The following is a 19946-nucleotide window of genomic DNA, read 5'->3' as shown; positions in this document are numbered from 1 at the left end:
AAAAATGAAAAATATAACAACAAAAATATTAATAGTATTAGCGCTTATGCTATCAGGATTAATATCTTGTAATAGTGACGATTTCCTTACGGAAAAGCCTAAAGATTTCTTAAGTCCAGAAAATTCTTTTAAAGATAAAAAAGGTTTTGAAGGAGCTTTAGCTCATATTTATTTAGATGTTAGATCTTATTTCTACGCAAATAGAGATAATTGGGATAATTTTGATATGTTAGGAATGGATTTAGATTTAGTAACTGTACTTGTTGAACAAGGAAATTACGAAAGACAAATATACAACTGGGATACTTTTAACGCAGATAATGGTACTGTTAGTAAATGGTGGGGTAGATTTTACTCTATAATTGGTAAGACAAACGTAATTATCGATAGAGCTGAGCAAGATGGAGTTGAATGGAAATCCGATGCAGAAAAAAATGCAATTGTAGGTGAAGCTAAGTTTTTAAGAGCTTTTGCATATCGTTTTTTAGCGAACATGTGGGGTGGAGTGCCTATTGTTCTTAAAGAAACAACAGAACCTAAGTTCGATTATGTACGCGCAACTAAAGAAGAAGTTTACCAACAGTGTAAAGAAGATTTAACATTTGCTATAACTTGGATGCCTTCAGTAGATCAGGTAAAAGGTGGGCAATCATCTCAGGAAGCAGCATATACAATACTTACAGAAGTTAACATACAATTAGGTGACTATCCTGCAGCGATTGCAGCAGCTAATAAAGTAATTAATGGAGGTAAATTACAATTAATGACTGCACGTTTTGGAAAATATAAAGATTTCAAATGGCAAGGTTACGATCATAAAGGGCCAAATGATGAGGCTTGGGGCGATGTATACTGGGATTTATTTCGTGATGGAAACTTTAATAGAAGAGATGGAAACATGGAAACTATTTGGAACACTCAATTCGATGTTGGAGTTGAAGGAGGTGGATTTGTTGGAGGTAGTACAAGTTTTAACTTAGAAAGATGGTGGGGGCCAATTCCTTGGGCTTTAAAAGATAAAAATGCAACTTCAAATTTCTTGAAAGATACTTTAATGGGGCGTCCTGTAGGTCATGGGTTAGCAAACCCATATTTAGACAAAAAGATTTGGAATTATAAAGGAGATTTTGATAGAGACATGCGTAATTCAAAATATAATATTCAAAGAACGCATTATTGGACAAATCCAGCTAGTGCTTTTTATGGACAGCCAATTACAGAAGATAATGTAGAATCAAATTGGGATAAAAGATATGTTGGACCATATTTTCAGAAAAATACGATGGTAGATCATTATGGTTTCCGTTTTGAAACTTCTAGTCAGCAAAAACACGATGGAGGTACTATTTATAAAGATTGGTATATAATGCGTTTACCAGAAGTTTACTTACTTAGAGCTGAGGCTCATATGTTAAATGGAGCAACAGGATTAGCAGCGAATGACATTAACGCAATAAGAAGAAGAGTAAACGCAACTTTAGTTGCTGCAGGTGATGTTAATATCGATTTAATTTTAGATGAACGAGCAAGAGAATTACATGTAGAAGAGTTTAGGTTAAATACTTTATTAAGAACAGGTAAACTGGTAGAATATTTGAATAAATATCATGAAGAAACTGTTGTTAAAGGAAGAACAATTCCAGATTATATAAACAAATGGCCTATTCCAAATGGAGAAATAGAAAGGAATAAAGAAGCTCTATTAGAGCAAAACCCTGGTTACAATAATTAATATACTTTTATATAAATAATATTATTTGAGTTAGTTTGTTAAAGGTGTCATAAAAGTAAAAAATTATGGCACCTTTATATTTAAAACATTCTTCTTAAATTCATCATTTTAACTTTATATCGTTTTTATAAATTCTCATCAAAATGAAAAACACCTTATCACCATTCAAAAAAATAACAAGTTTTAGTATTGTATTCTTATTGTTCTTTACAATAGTGTCTTTTACTGCTTGTACAAAAAAAACTACTGAGATATTTGTAGCGACCACAGGAAATGATACTTCAGGAGATGGTTCCATATCAAAACCTTTTGCGTCTATAGAAAGAGCAAGAGACGAAATTAGAAAATTAAAAAACGAGGATAAAAGCTATGGAAGTTTTCATGTAAATCTTCGTGAAGGAACTTATTACAGAACACAAACTTTAGAATTAGGAAACGAAGATTCTGGCTCCAAAGAATACCCAATTATTTATACTGCTTATAAAAACGAAAAAGTAGTTTTTCATGGAGGACTTTCTATTCCAACAGATAAAGCTTTACCTGTAAAAGATACTGAAACTTTAGAGAGATTTTCAGCATCTGTAAGATCAAAAATTAGAGAAATAAATTTAAAAAACATAAACGTAACAGATTATGGAACTTTGCGTCCTGTTGGTTTTGCAAGGCCATTTGGACCTACTTGGGCTGAGTTATTTGTAAACGGAAAACCATTATCATTAGCAAAATGGCCAAATGATTCTACACTTGCAATGGGTAAAATTATTGATGCTGGCTCAATTCCAAGAAATGGAGATCATAGCAATAGAGGAGGTAAATTTACGTATGATAACGATCGTCCTTCAACTTGGAAAACGTTTGAAGATGTTTGGATTTCTGGGTATTTTAAAGAAGGTTGGGCAGAAGATGCTGTAGAGTTAAAAGAAATTGATTTCAAAAATAAAACATTTACCACCAAACAACCTTCTTTATACGGTTTTGGTAGTGGTAAAAAGTTTCAAAAATGGTTTGTTTATAATGTTTTGGAAGAAGTGGATGCTCCTGGAGAATATTATTTAGACCGCAAAAAAGGCATCTTATATTTTTATCCTTCAGAAGAAATAAAATTATTGGAAATTTCAATTTTAGAAAGACCAATGGTTAGTTTAATAAAAGCTTCAAACATTCAATTTAAGAATATAACTTTTACATGTTCCAGAGGAATGGGAGTTTATATGGAACAGACAGAAAATAACCTTGTGGACAGCTGTACATTTACCAATTTAGGAATTGTAGGTGTTTGTATTGGTAAAGGAATTGCACCATTCGAAACTTTAAGGCACGATGGAACTGGTAAAGCTGCATCCGAAGTTATTGGTAGTTATTTACAACATATTTATGAAGACGCAACCTTTAATAGAATGGGAGGTCATAATAACGGAGTTGTAAATTGTACAATTTTTAACACAGGTGCAGGTGGAGTACATTTGGGTGGTGGAGATAGATTAACCTTAGTACCTGCTAATAATTATGTAGAAAACACAACAATTCACGATTTTAATCGAATTGAAAAATCTTATAGAGCAGGAATATTAATTACAGGTGTTGGGAATAGGATTTCTAACTGCGAGCTTTATAACGCACCAAGTATGGCGATTTTATTGCATGGTAATAACCATTTAATTGAATATAATAACATCCATGATGTGTGTCAAGAAGTACACGATCAAGGAGCTTTGTATTATGGTCGAGATCCTGCTGAAAGTGGCCATAAAGTTTATTATAACTATTTTCATCATATAGATGGAGAGCATGCTACATCAGCTGTTTATCATGATGATGGGGCTTGTGGAATGGAAGTTTTCGGAAATATTTTCTACAAACCAGGAAGTCTTCCTATTTTAATTGGAGGTGGAATGGACAACCCATACACCAATAATATTTTTGTAGATATGAATCTTGCAGTTCATATAGATAACCGTTTACAAAATTGGTCGAAAGGAACTCTTGATAAAGGAGCAGTTTACGATAAACGTTTACAGGCAGTTAATTTTAAAAATCCACCTTACAGTGTTGCTTACCCGAATTTAGCGAAATATTGGGAGGATAATCCTGCCTTGCCAAAACGCAATACATTTTCTAAAAATATTTTTTATAAAGTGAAGAAAGTTCATAATGGTAAAGAGGAGTGGATGCCATTTTTAGATGATAATTGGATTACAGATGAAAACCCAGGATTTGTAAATGAAGAAGCACAGAATTTCAATTTGAAGAAAGATGCAAAAGCATTTGAAAAAATTCCAGGTTTTAAAAACATTCCATTTGATAAAATTGGTGTTCAAAAAAGAAAAGAATCAAAATAAAATAAGAAGAAGATGTATAAAAACTGTAAGCTAATTACACTACTATTGTGTTTATCTTTTAGTGCTTTTATGGCACAGGAAAAGGATCAATTTGCACAAATAGGAAACAAAGTTCAAGGTACCAGATTACATTTATTAGAAGATAAATTACCACCTGTACTTCCAGATTTGCACTTGCCTAAAATGAAAGGAAAAAAAGCTGCTTTTAGTCCCATGAATAAAATGGACACAAAAGCAGAACTGCAAGCGGAATTACAGAAAATGAGGAATAAATTTATTCCTTTTATGAAAAATTACGCACCCAAAGTTAAAAAAACGAGAGCACGATTAGATTTAACAAAATTCGACTGGCGTCTTGGAACTGCTGAAGATAAAACAGATTTTTCTAAAGTAATTGCAGGAAATGGTTCTTGGGAATCTGTTAGTGTTCCACATTATGGGCCACCAGAAGGAAAAGCAACAACATACTACAGAAAAGAGTTTGAATTGACTCCAGAAATGTTACAATATAAAAGCCAGTTTGTACATTTTAAAGGAGTAGATTATTGGGCAAAGGTTTTTATAAACGGTAATTTAGTAGGAGAACATACTGGTTTTTTTGCACCTTTTGAATTTGATATTACAAAATACCTAAAACCAGGAAAAAACACATTAATCGTTCAAGTTGATAATGATTATACAACCTTAGGTTCTTTTGATGGTGGAAACGAACGTAAAATCGGAAATAAAATTTACGCTGCTTCTGGTTTAGGTTGGGACGACCCAAAATTAGGTTGGCATCATTGCCCTGCAGGAATGGGAATCTATCAAGATTGTTATATAGAAGCTCGTGATCCGTTACACATAAATGATGTTTTTGTAAGGCCAATGTTAGATAAAAATGAAGCTGAGGTTTGGTTAGAAATCAACAATTATTACGAAGATTTTAAAAATATTAAACTACGTTTTAATTTATATGGACAAAATTTTAAGGAAACTATAATTAAGGATTTAGAATACATTCCAATGACAACCTATATTCCTGGAGTTGGAGATTTGGCAAAACCACAAGATGGCTTAAAAAGTCGTTTGATGATGGGCTATGAAACCAATTATCTAAAAGTAACAATTCCAATTGAATCGCCAAGATTATGGAATAACGAAACACCTTGGTTATATCAATTACAAACGGAAGTTCTTGACGAAAATGGAAACTTAACCGATGCAAAAGCAACACATTTTGGAATGCGTTCTTTTACACAAGATACCATTTCAATTCCGAAAGGACAGATGTATTTGAATGGCGATAAAATAAAGTTGAGGGGAGCCAATACAATGGGCTTTTTACAACAAGATGTCAAAAATAAAAAATGGGATCAACTAATTGATGATATTCTTTTGGCGAAAGTCAGCAATATGAATTTTATAAGATTAACACAACGTCCTGTACAATCAGAAATTTATGATTATGCAGATATGTTGGGAATTATGCTACAAACGGATTTGCCTTTATTTGGTAGTATTCGTCAGAATTTATTTGCAGAAGGGGTGAAGCAAGCAGGAGAAATGGAACGTTTGGTGCGTAATCATCCTAGTAATATAATGGTTACTTATATTAACGAGCGTTTCCCAAATGGGGAAGGGCATCCGCAAAGAAGTATGGCAAGTGCAGACGATTATATGAAATTCTTTAAAGCTTGCGACCAAATAGTAAATTACTGGAACCCAGATCGTGTTATAAAACCAGGAGATGGCGATTACGATCCACCAACTCCAGGATTACCAGACAGTCACATGTACAATGTTTGGTACAATGGACATGCTTTAGGTTTGGGTGAATTACACAAAGGATATTGGCAAAAAACAAAACCAGATTGGTATTATGCTTGTGGAGAATTTGGGGCAGAAGGTTTCGACAATTATACAGCAGTTCAAAAATATTGGCCAGAAGAATGGTTGCCAAAGAATAAAAATCAACAATGGTTTCCAGACAAGGTGTCAAAAGCACAAACGAATAGATTCCATTACATGTGGTATCCAACACCAGTTACTGTAAAAGATTGGATTGATGCGAGTCAGAATCATCAAGCTTGGGCAACACGTTTTGTAACAGAAGCATTTCGTAGAGACAATAGAATGATGTCTTTTGCAATCCATTTATTTATTGATGCGTGGCCTGCAGGTTGGATGAAAGCAATTATGGATGTAGATCGTAACCCTAAAAAAGCATTTTATGCTTATAGAGATGCATTGGCTCCCTTAATGGTAAGCCTTAGAACAGATCGTTATCATTTTTACGAAAGCGAAAATATTTCTATTGAAGCTTGGTTAAGTAACGATTTAAATAAAATTCCAAAACAATATATGCTAAAATGGCAATTGGAAAAAAATGGTAAAGTAGTTTCTACAGCACAAAAAGAACCTAAAAATTCGTTAAATAGCTCGGAATTTCAAGGGTATATCGATATAAAAGCCCCAAAAGTTTCTAAAAGAGCGAAATACCAATTAAGATTAGGCTTGTTTGACGAAAACGGAAAAGCAGTATCAGAATCTATGATTGATTTAGATGTTTTTCCAGAGCCAGAAAAAAAGAAGACATCTAAAGTATATTCCCCTTCAAAAAATGGTTTATCGACACATTTATTTGAAGATTTAGATGTCAAATCAGTAAATAATGCTGATGAAGCAAGCACAATTGTTATTGATAATTTAGAAGATTATAACAAAAACAAAGAAGCTTTAGATAAAATGGTTAGTCAAGGAAAAACGTTGGTGTTTTTAGAGCTTCCAGTTGGAGAACATAAAATTGGGAACAAAAATATTCTTATAGAAAAAACTGTGATGGGGCAATATTATTTTGTCAATCCACTTAGTGGACATCCATTAACGAAAGGATTTAAACCTTTTGATTTTAAATTTTGGTATAACGAATCTAAAGGTTTTGCGTCTGCATTTTTATCAACTTTAATAGAAGTAAAAGACGGTTGGGTTCCTATTTTAAAATCAGGAAAAACAACTTGGGTTGGTATTGCTGGTGAGAGTGCAGCAGCAGTAGAATTAAAAAGCGGAAAAGGAAGTTTTATAGTTTGTCAATTGCAGTTAAAAAATCACCTAAAAACGAATCCTACAGCAACAATTTTTGGTAAACGTTTATTAAATCAATAAAAATAATGAAGAAATATATCTCATCAACCATTTTAGTTTTAGCGATGCTAATTTTCACTTCTTGTCAAACAGAGAAAGTGAATAAAAATGAAATTTCATTAACAAGTCCTTCTGAGAACTTGTCTTTAGAAATTCATAAAGAAGCAACAACTTTAAACTTAGTTCTAAAGCAATCAAACTTAGAAAAATTAAATATTGATTTAGCAGGTATTTTAAAAGATACTGAGATTTTTAAAAATGGTTTCGAAGTAAAGGAAATTACAAAAACTTCACACAAAGAAATGTGGGAACCTTTGTATGGAGAACGCAACAAAATTATCGACAATTATAACAATGCACTAATAACAATCGCTGATACAAATAATGCTAACAGCGATTTAGAAATAGAATGTCGTTTGTATGATGAAGGTGTTGCTTTTCGCTATATTTTTAAAGGAAAAGCTTTTGAAAATGTGGTGCTAAAACAAGAATCGACTGCCTTTGAGTTTGATAAAGATTACCAAACTTGGGCAACAGATGTATCTCAAGGGCATTACTCAAAAACAACAATTAATTCCATTGGAACTGTTGCTGAAAGACCTTTTGTAATCAAACAAAACGATTCTTCGTATTTAGCGTTAGGAGAAGCTGCATTGGTAAATTATGCAAGAGGAAAGTTTAAAAAACATGCAAATAAATCGCACGCATTACAAATAGAATTAGATGGAGAAGTAGATTTGAAAAAAGCAAATTACAAGTCACCTTGGCGTTATGTAATGGTAGGCAAAACTCCAGGAAATTTATTGGAAAACAATTACTTTTTAGAGAATTTAAATGAGCCAAATCAAATTGAAGATGTTTCTTGGATAAAGCCAGGAAAGGTTATTCGCGAAGTAACATTAACCACAAAAGGAGGAAAAGCTTGTGTAGATTTTGCAGTAAAACATAATTTGCAATATATAGAGTTTGATGCTGGTTGGTATGGCCACGAATATGACGATGCAGAAGATGCATCAACCATAACTGTAGATCCAGATAGGTCTCCTGGGCCTTTAGATTTACATGAAGTGATTGCTTATGGAAAAGAAAAAGGAATTGGCGTTTTACTATACATCAACCAAAGAGCGATGTCAAAACAATTAGACCAAGTTTTACCTTTATACGAATCTTGGGGAATTGCAGGTGTAAAATATGGTTTTGTAAATGTAGGCTCGCAAAAATGGACAATTTGGTTACATGAAGCGATTCGAAAAGCGGCAAAACATCATTTAATGGTAGATATTCACGACGATTATAGACCAACAGGTTACTCACGAACGTATCCAAATTTAATGACACAAGAAGGCATTAGAGGAGATGAGGAAAGTCCGTCAGTTTCACACAGTATTACTACGCTTTTTACACGAATGTTAGTAGGAGCAGGAGATAATACCAATTGCTTTTTAGCAGCACGAGTATCAGAAAAAATGGGAGGAAAATCAGCACAAATGGCAAAGTCTATTATGCTGTATTCGCCTTGGCAGTTTTTGTTTTGGTACGATCGTCCAGAAAATTCACCTCATAAAGTAGGTGGTGCAGGAGAAAATGATAAAGTTTTACGCGAAAGTGATGCACTTAAATTTTATGATGCTTTACCAACAGTTTGGGATGATACTAAGATTTTAGAAAGTCACATGGAAGATTATGCAACCATTGCAAGAAAAAGTGACGATAATTGGTTTGTAGGTTCTTTAGCAGCCAATAAAGAGCGAACCTTAAACATTACTTTTGATTTTTTAGAAGCTGATGCAATTTACGAAGCTATTTTGTATTCACAAGATTCAAAAGGATTAAAAGAAAACAAAGTTGCAATAGAAAAAATGAATATTGATAAAACGACAACATTCAGTAGAAAATTAGAAAAGGATTCTGGTTTGGCACTTGTGATTTCGAGAAAGTAAAGTAATTAAATCTATTATAGTAGTTAGAAAAAATGAGTGTAACAAAAAAGATAAAAGTAGGTTTTATATTATTATCAATGTTTAGTTTGTTTGTGAGTTGTTCCTCAAATAAACAAGTTTATATTGAAAAAAATCATCCAGATTTACCCAAAGGAGGATTGTATTTCAGCAAAAAAGAATATGTAGAAAAAAGCATTCCAACTTTTGTTGGAATAAAGGATCAAATGCCAAGTCCTATTTTTGACGAGCAAAAAGAGTTTGTCGATTTATATTGGGGTGCTTGGAAACTGGCCTTCGATCATTTTAGACAACCACAGGAAGGTTCTGGAAATGTATCCAATTATATAGATGAAGCTTTTAACGAACGCTTTTATTTGTGGGATACTTCTTTTATGACCATGTTTTGCAATGTAGCTTACGATTTAGTTCCTGGAATTAGTAGTTTGGATAATTTTTACGCACATCAGTTCGAAAACGGAGAAATATCTTGTCAGCTTTACGAAACAAATGGAGGTGTGCCTGAACACAATCTAAATAAATTAAAACGACCTTTTTACTCTTACACTGGTTGGGATTTAGAAAATAAAGTAGAAGGTTATAATCCTGTAACTTATGTTGGACGAGAAGTTCCACCACCATCTTATCTTACTTTAGATCGTTTAGATCATCCAATTACAAGTTGGGCAGAATTAGAACATTTTAAATATAGTGGAAATGTAAAACGTTTAAAAATGGTGTATTTACCATTGGTTAAATATTTTGAAGCATTAAAACTGTATTTGAAACAAGGAAATGGACTTTACATTACAGATTGGGCAAGTATGGATAATTCCACAAGAAATCCTTATTTAAAAGGTGGAGGTTGTGGAATCGATATTTCTTCGGAAATGGCGATGGTTGCCAAAGATTTATCCACGATTGCAACAATTATTGGGAAATCAAAAGAAGCTATTTCTTATCAAAAAGAATATAAAGAAATAGCCTCGAAAGTAAACGACTTAATGTGGAATGAACGAGAAAACTTCTATTATGACCTAACATTAAAAGGAGAATTGGTCCCTGTAAAAACAATTGCAGGTTTTTGGACAATGCTTGCCGAAATTCCAACAAAAGAAAGAGCACAATTACTTGTAGATGAGTTAAACAATCCAAAAACTTTTAAAACAAAACATAGAGTACCTACATTGGCAGCAGACCAAGAAGGGTATCATCCAGATGGTGGTTATTGGAAAGGATCTGTTTGGGCACCAACCGAAACCATGGTTTTAAGAGGTTTAGAGAATTATGGTTACAAAGAATTAGCACGTGAAATCGCTTTAAACCATTTAACAAGTGTAAATACAGTCTACAAAAACACTGGAACAATTTGGGAAAATTATGCTGCAAGTGACATCACTCAAGGTCGTCCTTCAAGAAAAGATTTTGTAGGTTGGTCTGGAATTGGCCCTATTTTATATTTAATGGAATATGCAATAGGATTAAAACCAAATGCAGAAACAAATACATTGGTTTGGAACATTAATTCGGAGCAGAAATCAGGTTGTAAAAACTATAAATTTAATGGTGTTTTAACAAGTTTGATTGCCATACCAAATAATAATAAATTGACTTTAAAAGTAACTTCAGATAAAAAATACACGTTACAAATTAATCATGGCAAAATAGCAAAAGAAATAATCGTTAAAAAGGGAGAAAACACTTTTCAAATTTAAATTATGAACCATAAAATCATGAGAATAGTAACATTAGTAATTGCAGTATTTTGTTTAGTTTCTTGCAATAATCTTCAGCATAAAACAAGTAAAATAGCATCTCCAGATAATAATTTGGAAATAAATTTTAATGTATCAAAAGACGGTAGCCCATTTTATTATGTCAAATTTAAAAATGAAACTGTAATTGATACCTCTTTTTTAGGTTTCGATTTTATAGATAAAAAATCTTTAAAAGACAATTTCGAAATTGTAAATACTAAAACAAGTACTTTTAATGAAACTTGGCAAATGCCTTGGGGAGAGCAATTAGATGTTGTAAATAATTATACCGAATTAAAGGTTGAATTAAAAGAAAAATCAACTCCAAATAGAAAGTTAAATATTGTTTTTAAAGCTTATAATAATGGTATAGGTTTCAGATATGAATTTCCAGAACAAGAAAATTGGAAAGAAGCTTTAATAAGGGAAGAAAATACAGAATTCAATTTAACCCAAGATTTTAAAACATTTTGGATTCCTGCAAATTGGGATAGTTATGAGAATTTATATCAAACAACACAACTTTCTGAGGTGAATGCAGTAGAAGTAGCAAAAAAAGAAGGTTTGCCAGTAGTTACAGTTCCTGTAAATGCTGTAAATACGCCTGTAACAATGGTGGGTAAAAACGGATTGCATTTAAGTTTTCACGAAGCAGCATTAGTGGATTATTCTGGAATGACTTTAAGTATTGATACTAAAAATTTAGACTTAAAAAGTCATTTAGTTGGTGCTAAAAATGCAAATTATAAAGTAAAACGAAGTTTGCCTTTTACAACACCTTGGAGAACTGTTCAAATAGCAGATAATGCTCCAGATTTAATAGCATCTAAATTAATAGTAAACCTGAATGAGCCTAATAAACTGGGTGATGTTTCTTGGGTAAAACCGATGAAATATGTTGGTATTTGGTGGGAAATGCATTTGAAAAAATCTTCTTGGGCTTATGGAATGAGTTTAGATGAGAACGAAAACTGGATAGATACTGGAAAAAGAAATCCAAAACATGGAGCAACTACAGAAAACACTAAAAAGTTTATCGATTTTGCAGCAAAAAATAACATGAAAGGTGTTTTAGTAGAAGGCTGGAATACAGGTTGGGATCGTAAAATTAAAGTAGGATTATTTGATTATGTAACTCCATATCCAGATTACGATTTAGAAGAGGTTTCTCGATATGCAAAAGAAAAAGGAGTAGAAATTATTATGCATCACGAAACTTCAGCAGCAGTAGCAACCTACGAAAAACAACAAGATACAGCCTATGCTTTAATGAAAAAACATGGTATGCATTCACTAAAATCTGGTTATGTTGGTAAAATTGAAGGCGGTTATCATCATGGACAATATATGGTGAATCAATATAATAATGCAGCTATAAAAGCGGCAAAATATAAAATAGCTGTAAATGCCCACGAACCTATTAAAGCAACAGGTTTAAGAAGAACGTACCCAAATATAATTTCTCGAGAAGGCGTTCGTGGACAAGAATTTAATGCTTGGAGTCCAGATGGAGGAAATCCGCCAGAACATTTGCCAATCGTTGCATTTACGAGAATGCTTTCTGGACCTATCGATTTTACACCTGGGATTTTCAACATAAAATTAGATGGTTTTCGACCAAATAATCAAGTAAATACAACTTTAGCGAAACAATTGGCTTTGTACGTTGTTATTTACAGCCCTGTGCAAATGGCAGCAGATTTAATTGAGCATTATGAAGCGAATCCTGCAGTATTTCAATTTATTAAAGATGTTGGGGTTAATTGGGAAGAAACCAAAGTTTTAAACGGAGAAGTGGGCGATTTTGTTACGATTGCAAGAAAGGAACGCGAAACAGGAAATTGGTTTGTTGGAAGTATTACAGATCAAAATAAACGAGATATAGATATGTCTTTTAGTTTCTTAGATGATCACCAAGAATATGAAGCAACAATCTATAAAGATGGAAAAAATGCACATTGGAATAAAAACCCTTTAGATTTAGCTATTGAAAAAATAAGCATCAATAATAAAACAAAACTGACTTTAAAATTAGCTGAAGGTGGTGGATTTGCGATTAGCTTAATCAAAAAATAATAGTAGATGAAATTTATATATATCCTTTTACTGGGGTTACCTTTTTTTGCAAACTCTCAAAGTTATCAGGTAAATTCTCCAGATAAAAATATAGCAATAACTTTTAATCTAAATAAAGGAACACCTACTTATAATGTAGTGGTAAATGGTACTAAAATTATTCAGAATTCTAAACTGGGTTTAAAATTAAATACCGCTTTTGCTGATGAGTTTAAAGCACTAAAAAGTAGTTCTAAGGAGTTTACTGAAAACTATGAAATGAAATGGTGGAAGAATAAAAATATTCAAAATCATTATAATGAACTGACAGTAAGTTTAGAAGATGTATCAGAAAACCCTAAAAAACTAAATATCATTTTTAGAGCTTATAACGATGGTATTGCGTTTAGATATGGGGTTCCAAAACAAGAAAATTTATCAGAATTTAGTATTGAAAAAGATTATTCCGAGTTTTCTTTTACGGATGATTTTACTTGGTGGTCTGCAAATGCAGAACGTGATAATTTAGGACCATTATCCATCAATGCAGCAGTTACTATTGAAAGCTCTATACATACGCCACTGGTTTTACAAGCTTCAAAAAACCTATATTTAGCGATTCATGAAGCAGGTATTTATGATTTTTCAAACTTTAAATTGAGAAAAAATGGAAAACCAGATACTTTTCAATGTGAAGTTCAAGGGGCTTCAAAAGCAAAAACTGGCATGAAAACTTCTTGGAGAACCCTTTTTATAGGTACAAGTCCAGGAATGTTGGTGGAAAGCAATTTGTTAGTTAATTTGAATCCACCTTCAAAAATAGAAGATACTTCCTGGATAAAATCTGGAGTCTCTATGTGGGACTGGAGAGTTTGGGGTTTCAAAAATAAAGACGGTTTTACGTATGGTTTAAATACACCTTCACATAAAAAATTAATTGATTTTGCCTCTAAAAATAATGTAGATTTTCTTTTAATGGATGCAGATTGGTATGGGCCAGAATTTAGTGATAATTCAGACCCAACAAAATCTAACAAAGAAATTAATATTGAAGAAAATTTAAGATACGCGAAAGAAAAAGGAGTCGGAATTATTTTATATTTGAATGATATTGGAGCAAAAAAGTTTGGTATGGAACGTGTTTTAAAACAATTTAGCGATTGGGGTGCTGTTGGCGTAAAATATGGTTTTATGACTTCTGGCGGGCAAGAAAAAGTGTTGCAAACTCGAAAAGTAATTGAATTATGTGCCAAGTATAAATTAATGGTTAATTTTCACGACAGCCCAATTCCTCCAAGTGGAGATGAACGTACGTGGCCAAATACATTTACACGTGAATATTGCCACAGTCAGGCAGATGCGAAGTATTCTTATTATCCAGAAACTGTGGTTTCTCAGGCTTTTATCAATATGATTTCTGGCCCGATAGATATGTGTAATGGTTGGTATGGTTTTGAGGGAAATGAGGTTCGCCCAAGAGTATTTAAGTTTATTCCAGGAACAGTTGCTGCAGAAAATGCAAAATTGGTTGTTATTTTTAGTGGTTTATCGGTTTTACCAGATGCTCCAGAAAATTATAACGAAAAAGCAGATTTATTCGATTTTGTAAAACATATCCCTAATCAGTTTGATGAATATAAAGTTTTAGGTGGAGATATAGAAAGTTATATTTCTGTCGCTCGTCGTCAAGGAAAAAATTGGTTTGTAGGGAGTTTAACAACTCGTGAACCGAGAACAATCACTTTAAATTTTAATTTTTTAGAACCAAATACAAAGTACAAAGCATTTTTATATGAAGATGCTCCAGACACCCATTATATAAATAATAGAGAAGCATATACAACCCAAGAATTAGTAGTAAATTCTAAAACTATTTTAGAATTAAAATTAGCATCTGGTGGTGGAAATGCGATAAGAATAGTTCCAATTAAATAAGAAAAACAACTAATGAAAGTAGCATTTACATTTTTATTTCTTTTAGTAAATATTTTTACTGCAAAAGCAGAAATAGATACGCTTACTGTTAAAAGTAAGGTGATGAATAAAGAGATTTCAAACTTAATTATTCTTCCTAAAGGATATCAAAAACAAAACGCAAAATTACCAGTGCTCTATATGTTGCATGGAGCTGGAGGTTATTTTTCAATTTGGGTAAAGAGGTTTCCAAACCTTCAAAAATATGCGAACGAACATCATATGATTATTGTTTGTCCGGATGCAATTACAAGCTGGTATTTCGATAGTCCTATTGACAAAAACGTGCAATACGAAACCTATGTAACTAAGGAATTGGTAAATTATATCGATGCTAATTACAATACAATAAAAGACCGAAAAGGAAGAGCAGTTTTGGGTTTAAGCATGGGTGGTCATGGAGCTTTTTATTTATCCTTTAGAAATCAAGATGTTTTTGGGGCAGCAGGTAGTATGAGTGGTGGACTTGATATTAGACCCTTTCCGAAAAATTGGGATTTGAGCAAACGTTTGGGCGATTATGCAACAAACAAAGAAGTTTGGGAAAACAACACAGTCATAAATATGATTCATCTTTTAAAAGGAAGCCATTTAAAATTAATTTTCGATTGTGGTACTTCAGATTTCTTTTACGATGCCAATAAGAGAATGCATAAAAAATTATTAGAGCGTAATATTCCACACGATTATATAGAACGTCCTGGAGGTCACAGCCCTAATTATTGGAGAAATTCTCTTAAATATCAAATTTTATTTATGAGTGATTTTTTTAAAGGTTAATAGTTTAAAGATTAAAAATAGAAAATATGAATTTATTCAATATAAAAGATAAAGTAATAATTATTACTGGTGGAGGTGGTGTTTTAGGGCTTTCAATGGCAAAACATTTACTTCAAAATAAAGCGATTGTAGTTATTTTAGGTCACAACAAAAGTACTGTAGACAATGGTTTAGTAGAGTTGAAAAAAATAGGAGCTACTGTAGCTGGTTATACATGTAGTGTTTTAGACGAAGAAAGTTTAGAGGAAGTTTCTAAAAAAATTGTAGATAAATTTGGTAAAATAGATGTGCTACTTAATGTTGCTGGTGGTAATATGCCTGGCGCAACGATTAGAGAAGATCAAACCGTTTTTGATTTGAAAATGGACGATTTCAAAAAAGTAGTTGACCTGAATTTGTTTGGTAGCATTCAGCCTTCTTTAGTTTTTGGAAAGGAAATGGTGAAAAATAAGAAAGGAATTATTATTAATATTTCATCAATGGCGGCTCAAAGTGCAATTACGAGGGTTGTTGGATATTCCGCATCAAAAGCTGCGATAGATAATTACACAAAATGGCTGTCTGTAGAATTGGCTTTAAAATTCGGTGATGGTTTACGTGTAAATGCAATTGCTCCAGGATTTTTTATTGGAAAACAAAATAAAGATTTATTATTGAAACCAGATGGATCTTACACAGATAGAGGAAATACAATTATAAATAATACACCAATGAAACGTTTTGGTGAAGCCGAGGAATTAAATGGGGCGATTCATTTTTTATGTTCAGATGCTTCTAAATTTGTAACAGGAGTTGTCATTCCAATTGATGGAGGATTTAGTGCTTTTAGTGGCGTTTAAAACTATATTTAATACAAAATTAGGTCATTAGACCTAATTTTGTATATTTGTTTTTCAAACTTTAGATTTTTGAAAACAAAACAAAAAATAATTAATCAGGCGATAAAGTCCTTCAATATTCATGGGATTAAAAATGTAACCCACAGAGATATTGCAAAAGCTATAAATATTAGTGTTGGTAATTTAGACTACCACTTTAAGAACAAAGAAGCACTCTTAATTGCTATTTACGAACAAATGGTTAAAGATGTTTCTGGTATTTACCAAATAGACAACAGCGATCCTTTTTTACATTTTAACGAACTTTTAAATGCCTTAGAGGAGTCGCATAATAAATATTCTTTCTTCAATTTAGATTTATTAGAAATTTCCAGAAACTTTAAAGAAGTGGATGCCTTGCTTAAAAAAACACTTTTAGTACGTAAAGAGCAAGTAACTTATTTTATTAAATTATTTAAAGAATATGATTACTTTAAACCAGAAAAAAACGAAGGTATGTATATGCGATTGCAACATACCATGAGAATCTTAATTACATTTTGGAGATCTCAACAAGAAATTTTATCCAATTATACAGTAAGCGAAAGTGAAAATATGACATTTTACATCTGGGAACTGTTATTACCTCATATGACTGAAAAAGGATTAATTGCCTATAAAAATTTTTCAAAAAAATAAAATATGAATAATATTTCTATAATAGACATCTTAGTAATTACAGTATATATTTTAGGTATTGTTTTTATTGGTTTATGGTTTTCTCGAAAGAAAAATAAAACAAGTAAAGGTTATTTTTTAGCTGGTAAATCTCTTACTTGGGGAGTTATTGGAGCCTCATTATTTGCGTCTAATATTTCTACGGTTCATTTAGTTGGTTTATCCGAATCTGGTTTTAAAGATGGTATTGTTTGGGGTAATTTCGAGTGGTTTTCTGCTTTCGAACTTATTATTTTAGCATTTATATTTATTCCATTTTATTTACGAACCAAGATAACCACATTACCAGAATTTCTCGAAAAAAGATACGACAGTCGTTCTAGAGTGGTCTTAGCCATTTTTAGTATTATGGCTGCACTATTTATGCATATTGGTGTAAGTTTTTATGCAGGAGCCGTGGTTTTCGAAGAAATATTTGGAATAAATATTTTAGTTTCTATCGTAATAATTGCAATAGCAACAGGGATTTATACAGTTATTGGAGGTTTAACTTCGGTTGTAATTACAGAATCTGTACAAACCGTTATTTTAATTTTAGGCTCACTAATCATAACATTATTAGCAATAATTAAACTTCCAGAAGTTGGAGTTCATTCTTATGAAGCGTTAAAAGAAGCAGTAGATCCAGACCGTTTAAAAGCAGTAAGTTTCGATGAAATTAAAAAAGGATTTACATTCTTAGACATGCTTTTTGGACATTTAATTTTGGGTATTTGGTATTGGTGTACAGACCAAACAATTGTACAAAGAGTATTGGGAGCAAAGTCGGAAAAACAAGCAAAATTAGGAGCAATATTTGCAGGTTTTCTAAAAATTCTTCCAGTATTCATTATGGTAGTTCCTGGTATTTTAGCTTTTGCACTTTTTAAGGACGATATTGGAGAAAACACAAAAAGTGTATTACCAATAATGATTATGAAATTAATGCCAATTGGTTTAAAAGGATTAATGATTGCAGCTTTATTAGCGGCAGTTATGAGTAGTGTTGCAGCCGCTTTAAACAGTTGTTCTACCTTAATTGTTTACGATGTTTTTGATAAATTAAAACCAGGATTATCAGATAAAACTAAAATTAAAATTGGTCGAATAACAGGAATATCCGTATTAATTTTAGCAGTTATATGGTCTCCTTTTTTGGGGGATTTGGGTGGTATTTTCGAATTGATAAATCAAATGTTTAGCATCTTTGCACCTTCTATTGTTGTTGTTTTCTTATGGGGAATTTTAACCAAAAAAGGAACTGCAAACGCATCTTTTTGGACACTTCTATTAGGAAGTTTATTTGCTGGAATTGTATTTTTAATTGAAAAATACGGAACAATACATGGCATTCAAAATTATATCTCAAGTGCAAATGGTTTAGGAATTAACTGGCTAAGACAAACGTATATTTATTTTATAATTTCAACATTAATTTATTTAACGATTTCTTATTTTGATAAGTCTGAACAAAACATTCCAGATTCTTTCTACTTAAAAGTAAAAGCACCATCAAAGATAGTTAATAATCTAACTTTTTTACTCGTTGGAATTATGATCGTTATTTATGTTATTTTTTATTAATAACTTATAATGAAAAATAAAAAAATCTAAAGTAATGGAGTTAAATCAACAACCAAAACTACCTAAAAATCCACTTCCAATTGTTATTATTGGAGCTGGAGGTATTGTTAAAGATGCACATTTGCCTGCATATACTTTAGCAAATTTTAAGGTTATTGGTATTTATGATAAAGTAAAATCTAAAGCAAAAGCCTTAAAAGACGAGTTCGATATTATAGAAAAAGTTCATGAAACTTTAGAAGATTTAATAATAGATGCTATAAAGTATAAAGCAGTTTTCGATTTGGCATTGCCTGCAAATCTTCACGTAAAAATATTAGAACAACTTCCTGATGGTGCAGCAGTTTTAATGCAAAAACCTATGGGCGAAAACTTGGAAGATGCCAAGCAAATCTTAGAGATTTGTAATAGAAAAAAGCTTATATCTGCAGTAAATTTTCAATTGCGATATGCACCTTACATAATCGCAGCAAGAGAGATGATTGACAAAGGTTTAATTGGCGAAATATATGATATGGAGCTTAAAGTTTGTGTCTACACACCTTGGCATTTGTGGGTTTTTTTGTTCGAACTACCAAGAGTAGAGATATTATATCATAGTGTGCATTATTTAGATTTAATTCGAAGTTTTTTAGGAAATCCTAAGAAAATATATGCAAGTACAATTAAGCACCCAAAAATGAGGGATTTAGCATCTACTCGATCCACAATAATTTTAGATTATAATGAGTTTACACAAGCGAGAATTACTACAAATCACGGACACGATTTCGGTTTAGAAAAGCAACAATCTTATTTTAAAATAGAAGGTACAAATGGTGTAATATTAATAAGAATTGGTTTGTCTATGGATTATCCAAAAGGTGTGCCAGCAAAATTTGAGTATCAATTATTAGATAATGAAAGTAAAGACTGGAAAGAAATTAAAATAAATGGTGGTTGGTTTCCAGAAGCATTTATAGGTACAATGGCTGGACTTCAAAATCATGTATTAGATAAAAATATTCCACTTCTACACAGTACAGAAGACGCTTTTGATACAATGAAACTAGTAGAAAAAGCATATCAATCAAGTGAAAAAGGAGGAGTTTTATTTAAAGATTAACTAAAAAAAAATAGAAAAAATTCAA

General features: G+C 31.9%; 12 protein-coding genes. All 12 read left to right on the top strand.

All coding sequences use genetic code 11. The annotated features are described in order from the left end of the window. The first annotated feature begins 4 nt into the window (after nucleotides 1-4). The 12 genes from H9I45_RS05065 to H9I45_RS05010 all read left to right on the top strand — a co-directional run bounded on the left by H9I45_RS05065 (nucleotide 5) and on the right by H9I45_RS05010 (nucleotide 19921). The gene (locus tag H9I45_RS05065; RefSeq protein WP_088352976.1) at nucleotides 5-1732 is read left to right on the top strand and encodes a RagB/SusD family nutrient uptake outer membrane protein; all 1728 of its coding nucleotides are present in this window, start codon (nucleotides 5-7) and stop codon (nucleotides 1730-1732) included. A gap of 143 nt (nucleotides 1733-1875) precedes the next feature. Next, nucleotides 1876-4071: a right-handed parallel beta-helix repeat-containing protein gene (locus H9I45_RS05060; protein WP_217896853.1), complete on the top strand. Its 2196-nt coding sequence runs from the start codon at nucleotides 1876-1878 to the stop codon at nucleotides 4069-4071. A gap of 12 nt (nucleotides 4072-4083) precedes the next feature. Next, nucleotides 4084-7215, top strand: coding sequence for a glycoside hydrolase family 2 protein (locus tag H9I45_RS05055; RefSeq protein ID WP_088352975.1), 3132 nt, complete (start codon nucleotides 4084-4086; stop codon nucleotides 7213-7215). Between the two features lie 5 nt (nucleotides 7216-7220). Beyond that, nucleotides 7221-9134: a glycoside hydrolase family 97 protein gene (locus tag H9I45_RS05050; RefSeq protein ID WP_088352974.1), complete on the top strand. Its 1914-nt coding sequence runs from the start codon at nucleotides 7221-7223 to the stop codon at nucleotides 9132-9134. A 32-nt stretch (nucleotides 9135-9166) separates the two neighbouring features. After that, complete coding sequence (locus H9I45_RS05045; protein ID WP_088352973.1) at nucleotides 9167-10846, top strand: MGH1-like glycoside hydrolase domain-containing protein; 1680 nt, start codon at nucleotides 9167-9169, stop codon at nucleotides 10844-10846. 3 nt (nucleotides 10847-10849) lie between these two features. After that, a complete protein-coding gene (locus H9I45_RS05040; protein ID WP_228455056.1) occupies nucleotides 10850-12964 on the top strand; it encodes a glycoside hydrolase family 97 protein in 2115 nt (704 codons plus the stop codon). Nucleotides 12965-12970: 6 nt separating this feature from the next. Further along, nucleotides 12971-14878, top strand: a complete 1908-nt coding sequence (locus tag H9I45_RS05035) for a glycoside hydrolase family 97 protein (RefSeq protein WP_088352971.1) — start codon at nucleotides 12971-12973, stop codon at nucleotides 14876-14878. A 12-nt stretch (nucleotides 14879-14890) separates the two neighbouring features. Continuing rightward, the gene (locus tag H9I45_RS05030; protein WP_088352970.1) at nucleotides 14891-15697 is read left to right on the top strand and encodes an alpha/beta hydrolase; all 807 of its coding nucleotides are present in this window, start codon (nucleotides 14891-14893) and stop codon (nucleotides 15695-15697) included. Between the two features lie 26 nt (nucleotides 15698-15723). Next, a complete protein-coding gene (locus H9I45_RS05025; protein WP_088352969.1) occupies nucleotides 15724-16536 on the top strand; it encodes an SDR family oxidoreductase in 813 nt (270 codons plus the stop codon). A gap of 69 nt (nucleotides 16537-16605) precedes the next feature. Continuing rightward, nucleotides 16606-17214, top strand: coding sequence for a TetR/AcrR family transcriptional regulator (locus tag H9I45_RS05020; protein WP_217896852.1), 609 nt, complete (start codon nucleotides 16606-16608; stop codon nucleotides 17212-17214). Nucleotides 17215-17217: 3 nt separating this feature from the next. After that, nucleotides 17218-18816 carry a sodium:solute symporter family transporter gene (locus tag H9I45_RS05015; protein ID WP_088352968.1) on the top strand — a complete coding sequence of 533 codons (1599 nt, stop codon included), beginning with the start codon at nucleotides 17218-17220 and terminating at the stop codon, nucleotides 18814-18816. A 34-nt stretch (nucleotides 18817-18850) separates the two neighbouring features. Then, nucleotides 18851-19921, top strand: coding sequence for a Gfo/Idh/MocA family protein (locus H9I45_RS05010; RefSeq protein ID WP_088352967.1), 1071 nt, complete (start codon nucleotides 18851-18853; stop codon nucleotides 19919-19921). Nucleotides 19922-19946: the final 25 nt, after the last annotated feature.

The organism is Polaribacter haliotis (genome assembly GCF_014784055.1).
In the GTDB taxonomy this organism is placed as follows: domain Bacteria; phylum Bacteroidota; class Bacteroidia; order Flavobacteriales; family Flavobacteriaceae; genus Polaribacter; species Polaribacter haliotis.
This window is presented reverse-complemented; position numbering and strand designations above follow the sequence as displayed.

Excerpts from the sequence above, each read along its gene's own strand:
- H9I45_RS05055 (WP_088352975.1), top strand. The coding sequence starts at position 4,084 with ATGTATAAAAACTGTAAGCTAATTACACTACTATTGTGTTTATCTTTT.
- H9I45_RS05025 (WP_088352969.1), top strand. The coding sequence starts at position 15,724 with ATGAATTTATTCAATATAAAAGATAAAGTAATAATTATTACTGGTGGA.
- H9I45_RS05010 (WP_088352967.1), top strand. The coding sequence starts at position 18,851 with ATGGAGTTAAATCAACAACCAAAACTACCTAAAAATCCACTTCCAATT.
- H9I45_RS05050 (WP_088352974.1), top strand. The coding sequence starts at position 7,221 with ATGAAGAAATATATCTCATCAACCATTTTAGTTTTAGCGATGCTAATT.
- H9I45_RS05060 (WP_217896853.1), top strand. The coding sequence starts at position 1,876 with ATGAAAAACACCTTATCACCATTCAAAAAAATAACAAGTTTTAGTATT.
- H9I45_RS05015 (WP_088352968.1), top strand. The coding sequence starts at position 17,218 with ATGAATAATATTTCTATAATAGACATCTTAGTAATTACAGTATATATT.
- H9I45_RS05035 (WP_088352971.1), top strand. The coding sequence starts at position 12,971 with ATGAAATTTATATATATCCTTTTACTGGGGTTACCTTTTTTTGCAAAC.
- H9I45_RS05040 (WP_228455056.1), top strand. The coding sequence starts at position 10,850 with ATGAACCATAAAATCATGAGAATAGTAACATTAGTAATTGCAGTATTT.
- H9I45_RS05030 (WP_088352970.1), top strand. The coding sequence starts at position 14,891 with ATGAAAGTAGCATTTACATTTTTATTTCTTTTAGTAAATATTTTTACT.
- H9I45_RS05065 (WP_088352976.1), top strand. The coding sequence starts at position 5 with ATGAAAAATATAACAACAAAAATATTAATAGTATTAGCGCTTATGCTA.
- H9I45_RS05045 (WP_088352973.1), top strand. The coding sequence starts at position 9,167 with ATGAGTGTAACAAAAAAGATAAAAGTAGGTTTTATATTATTATCAATG.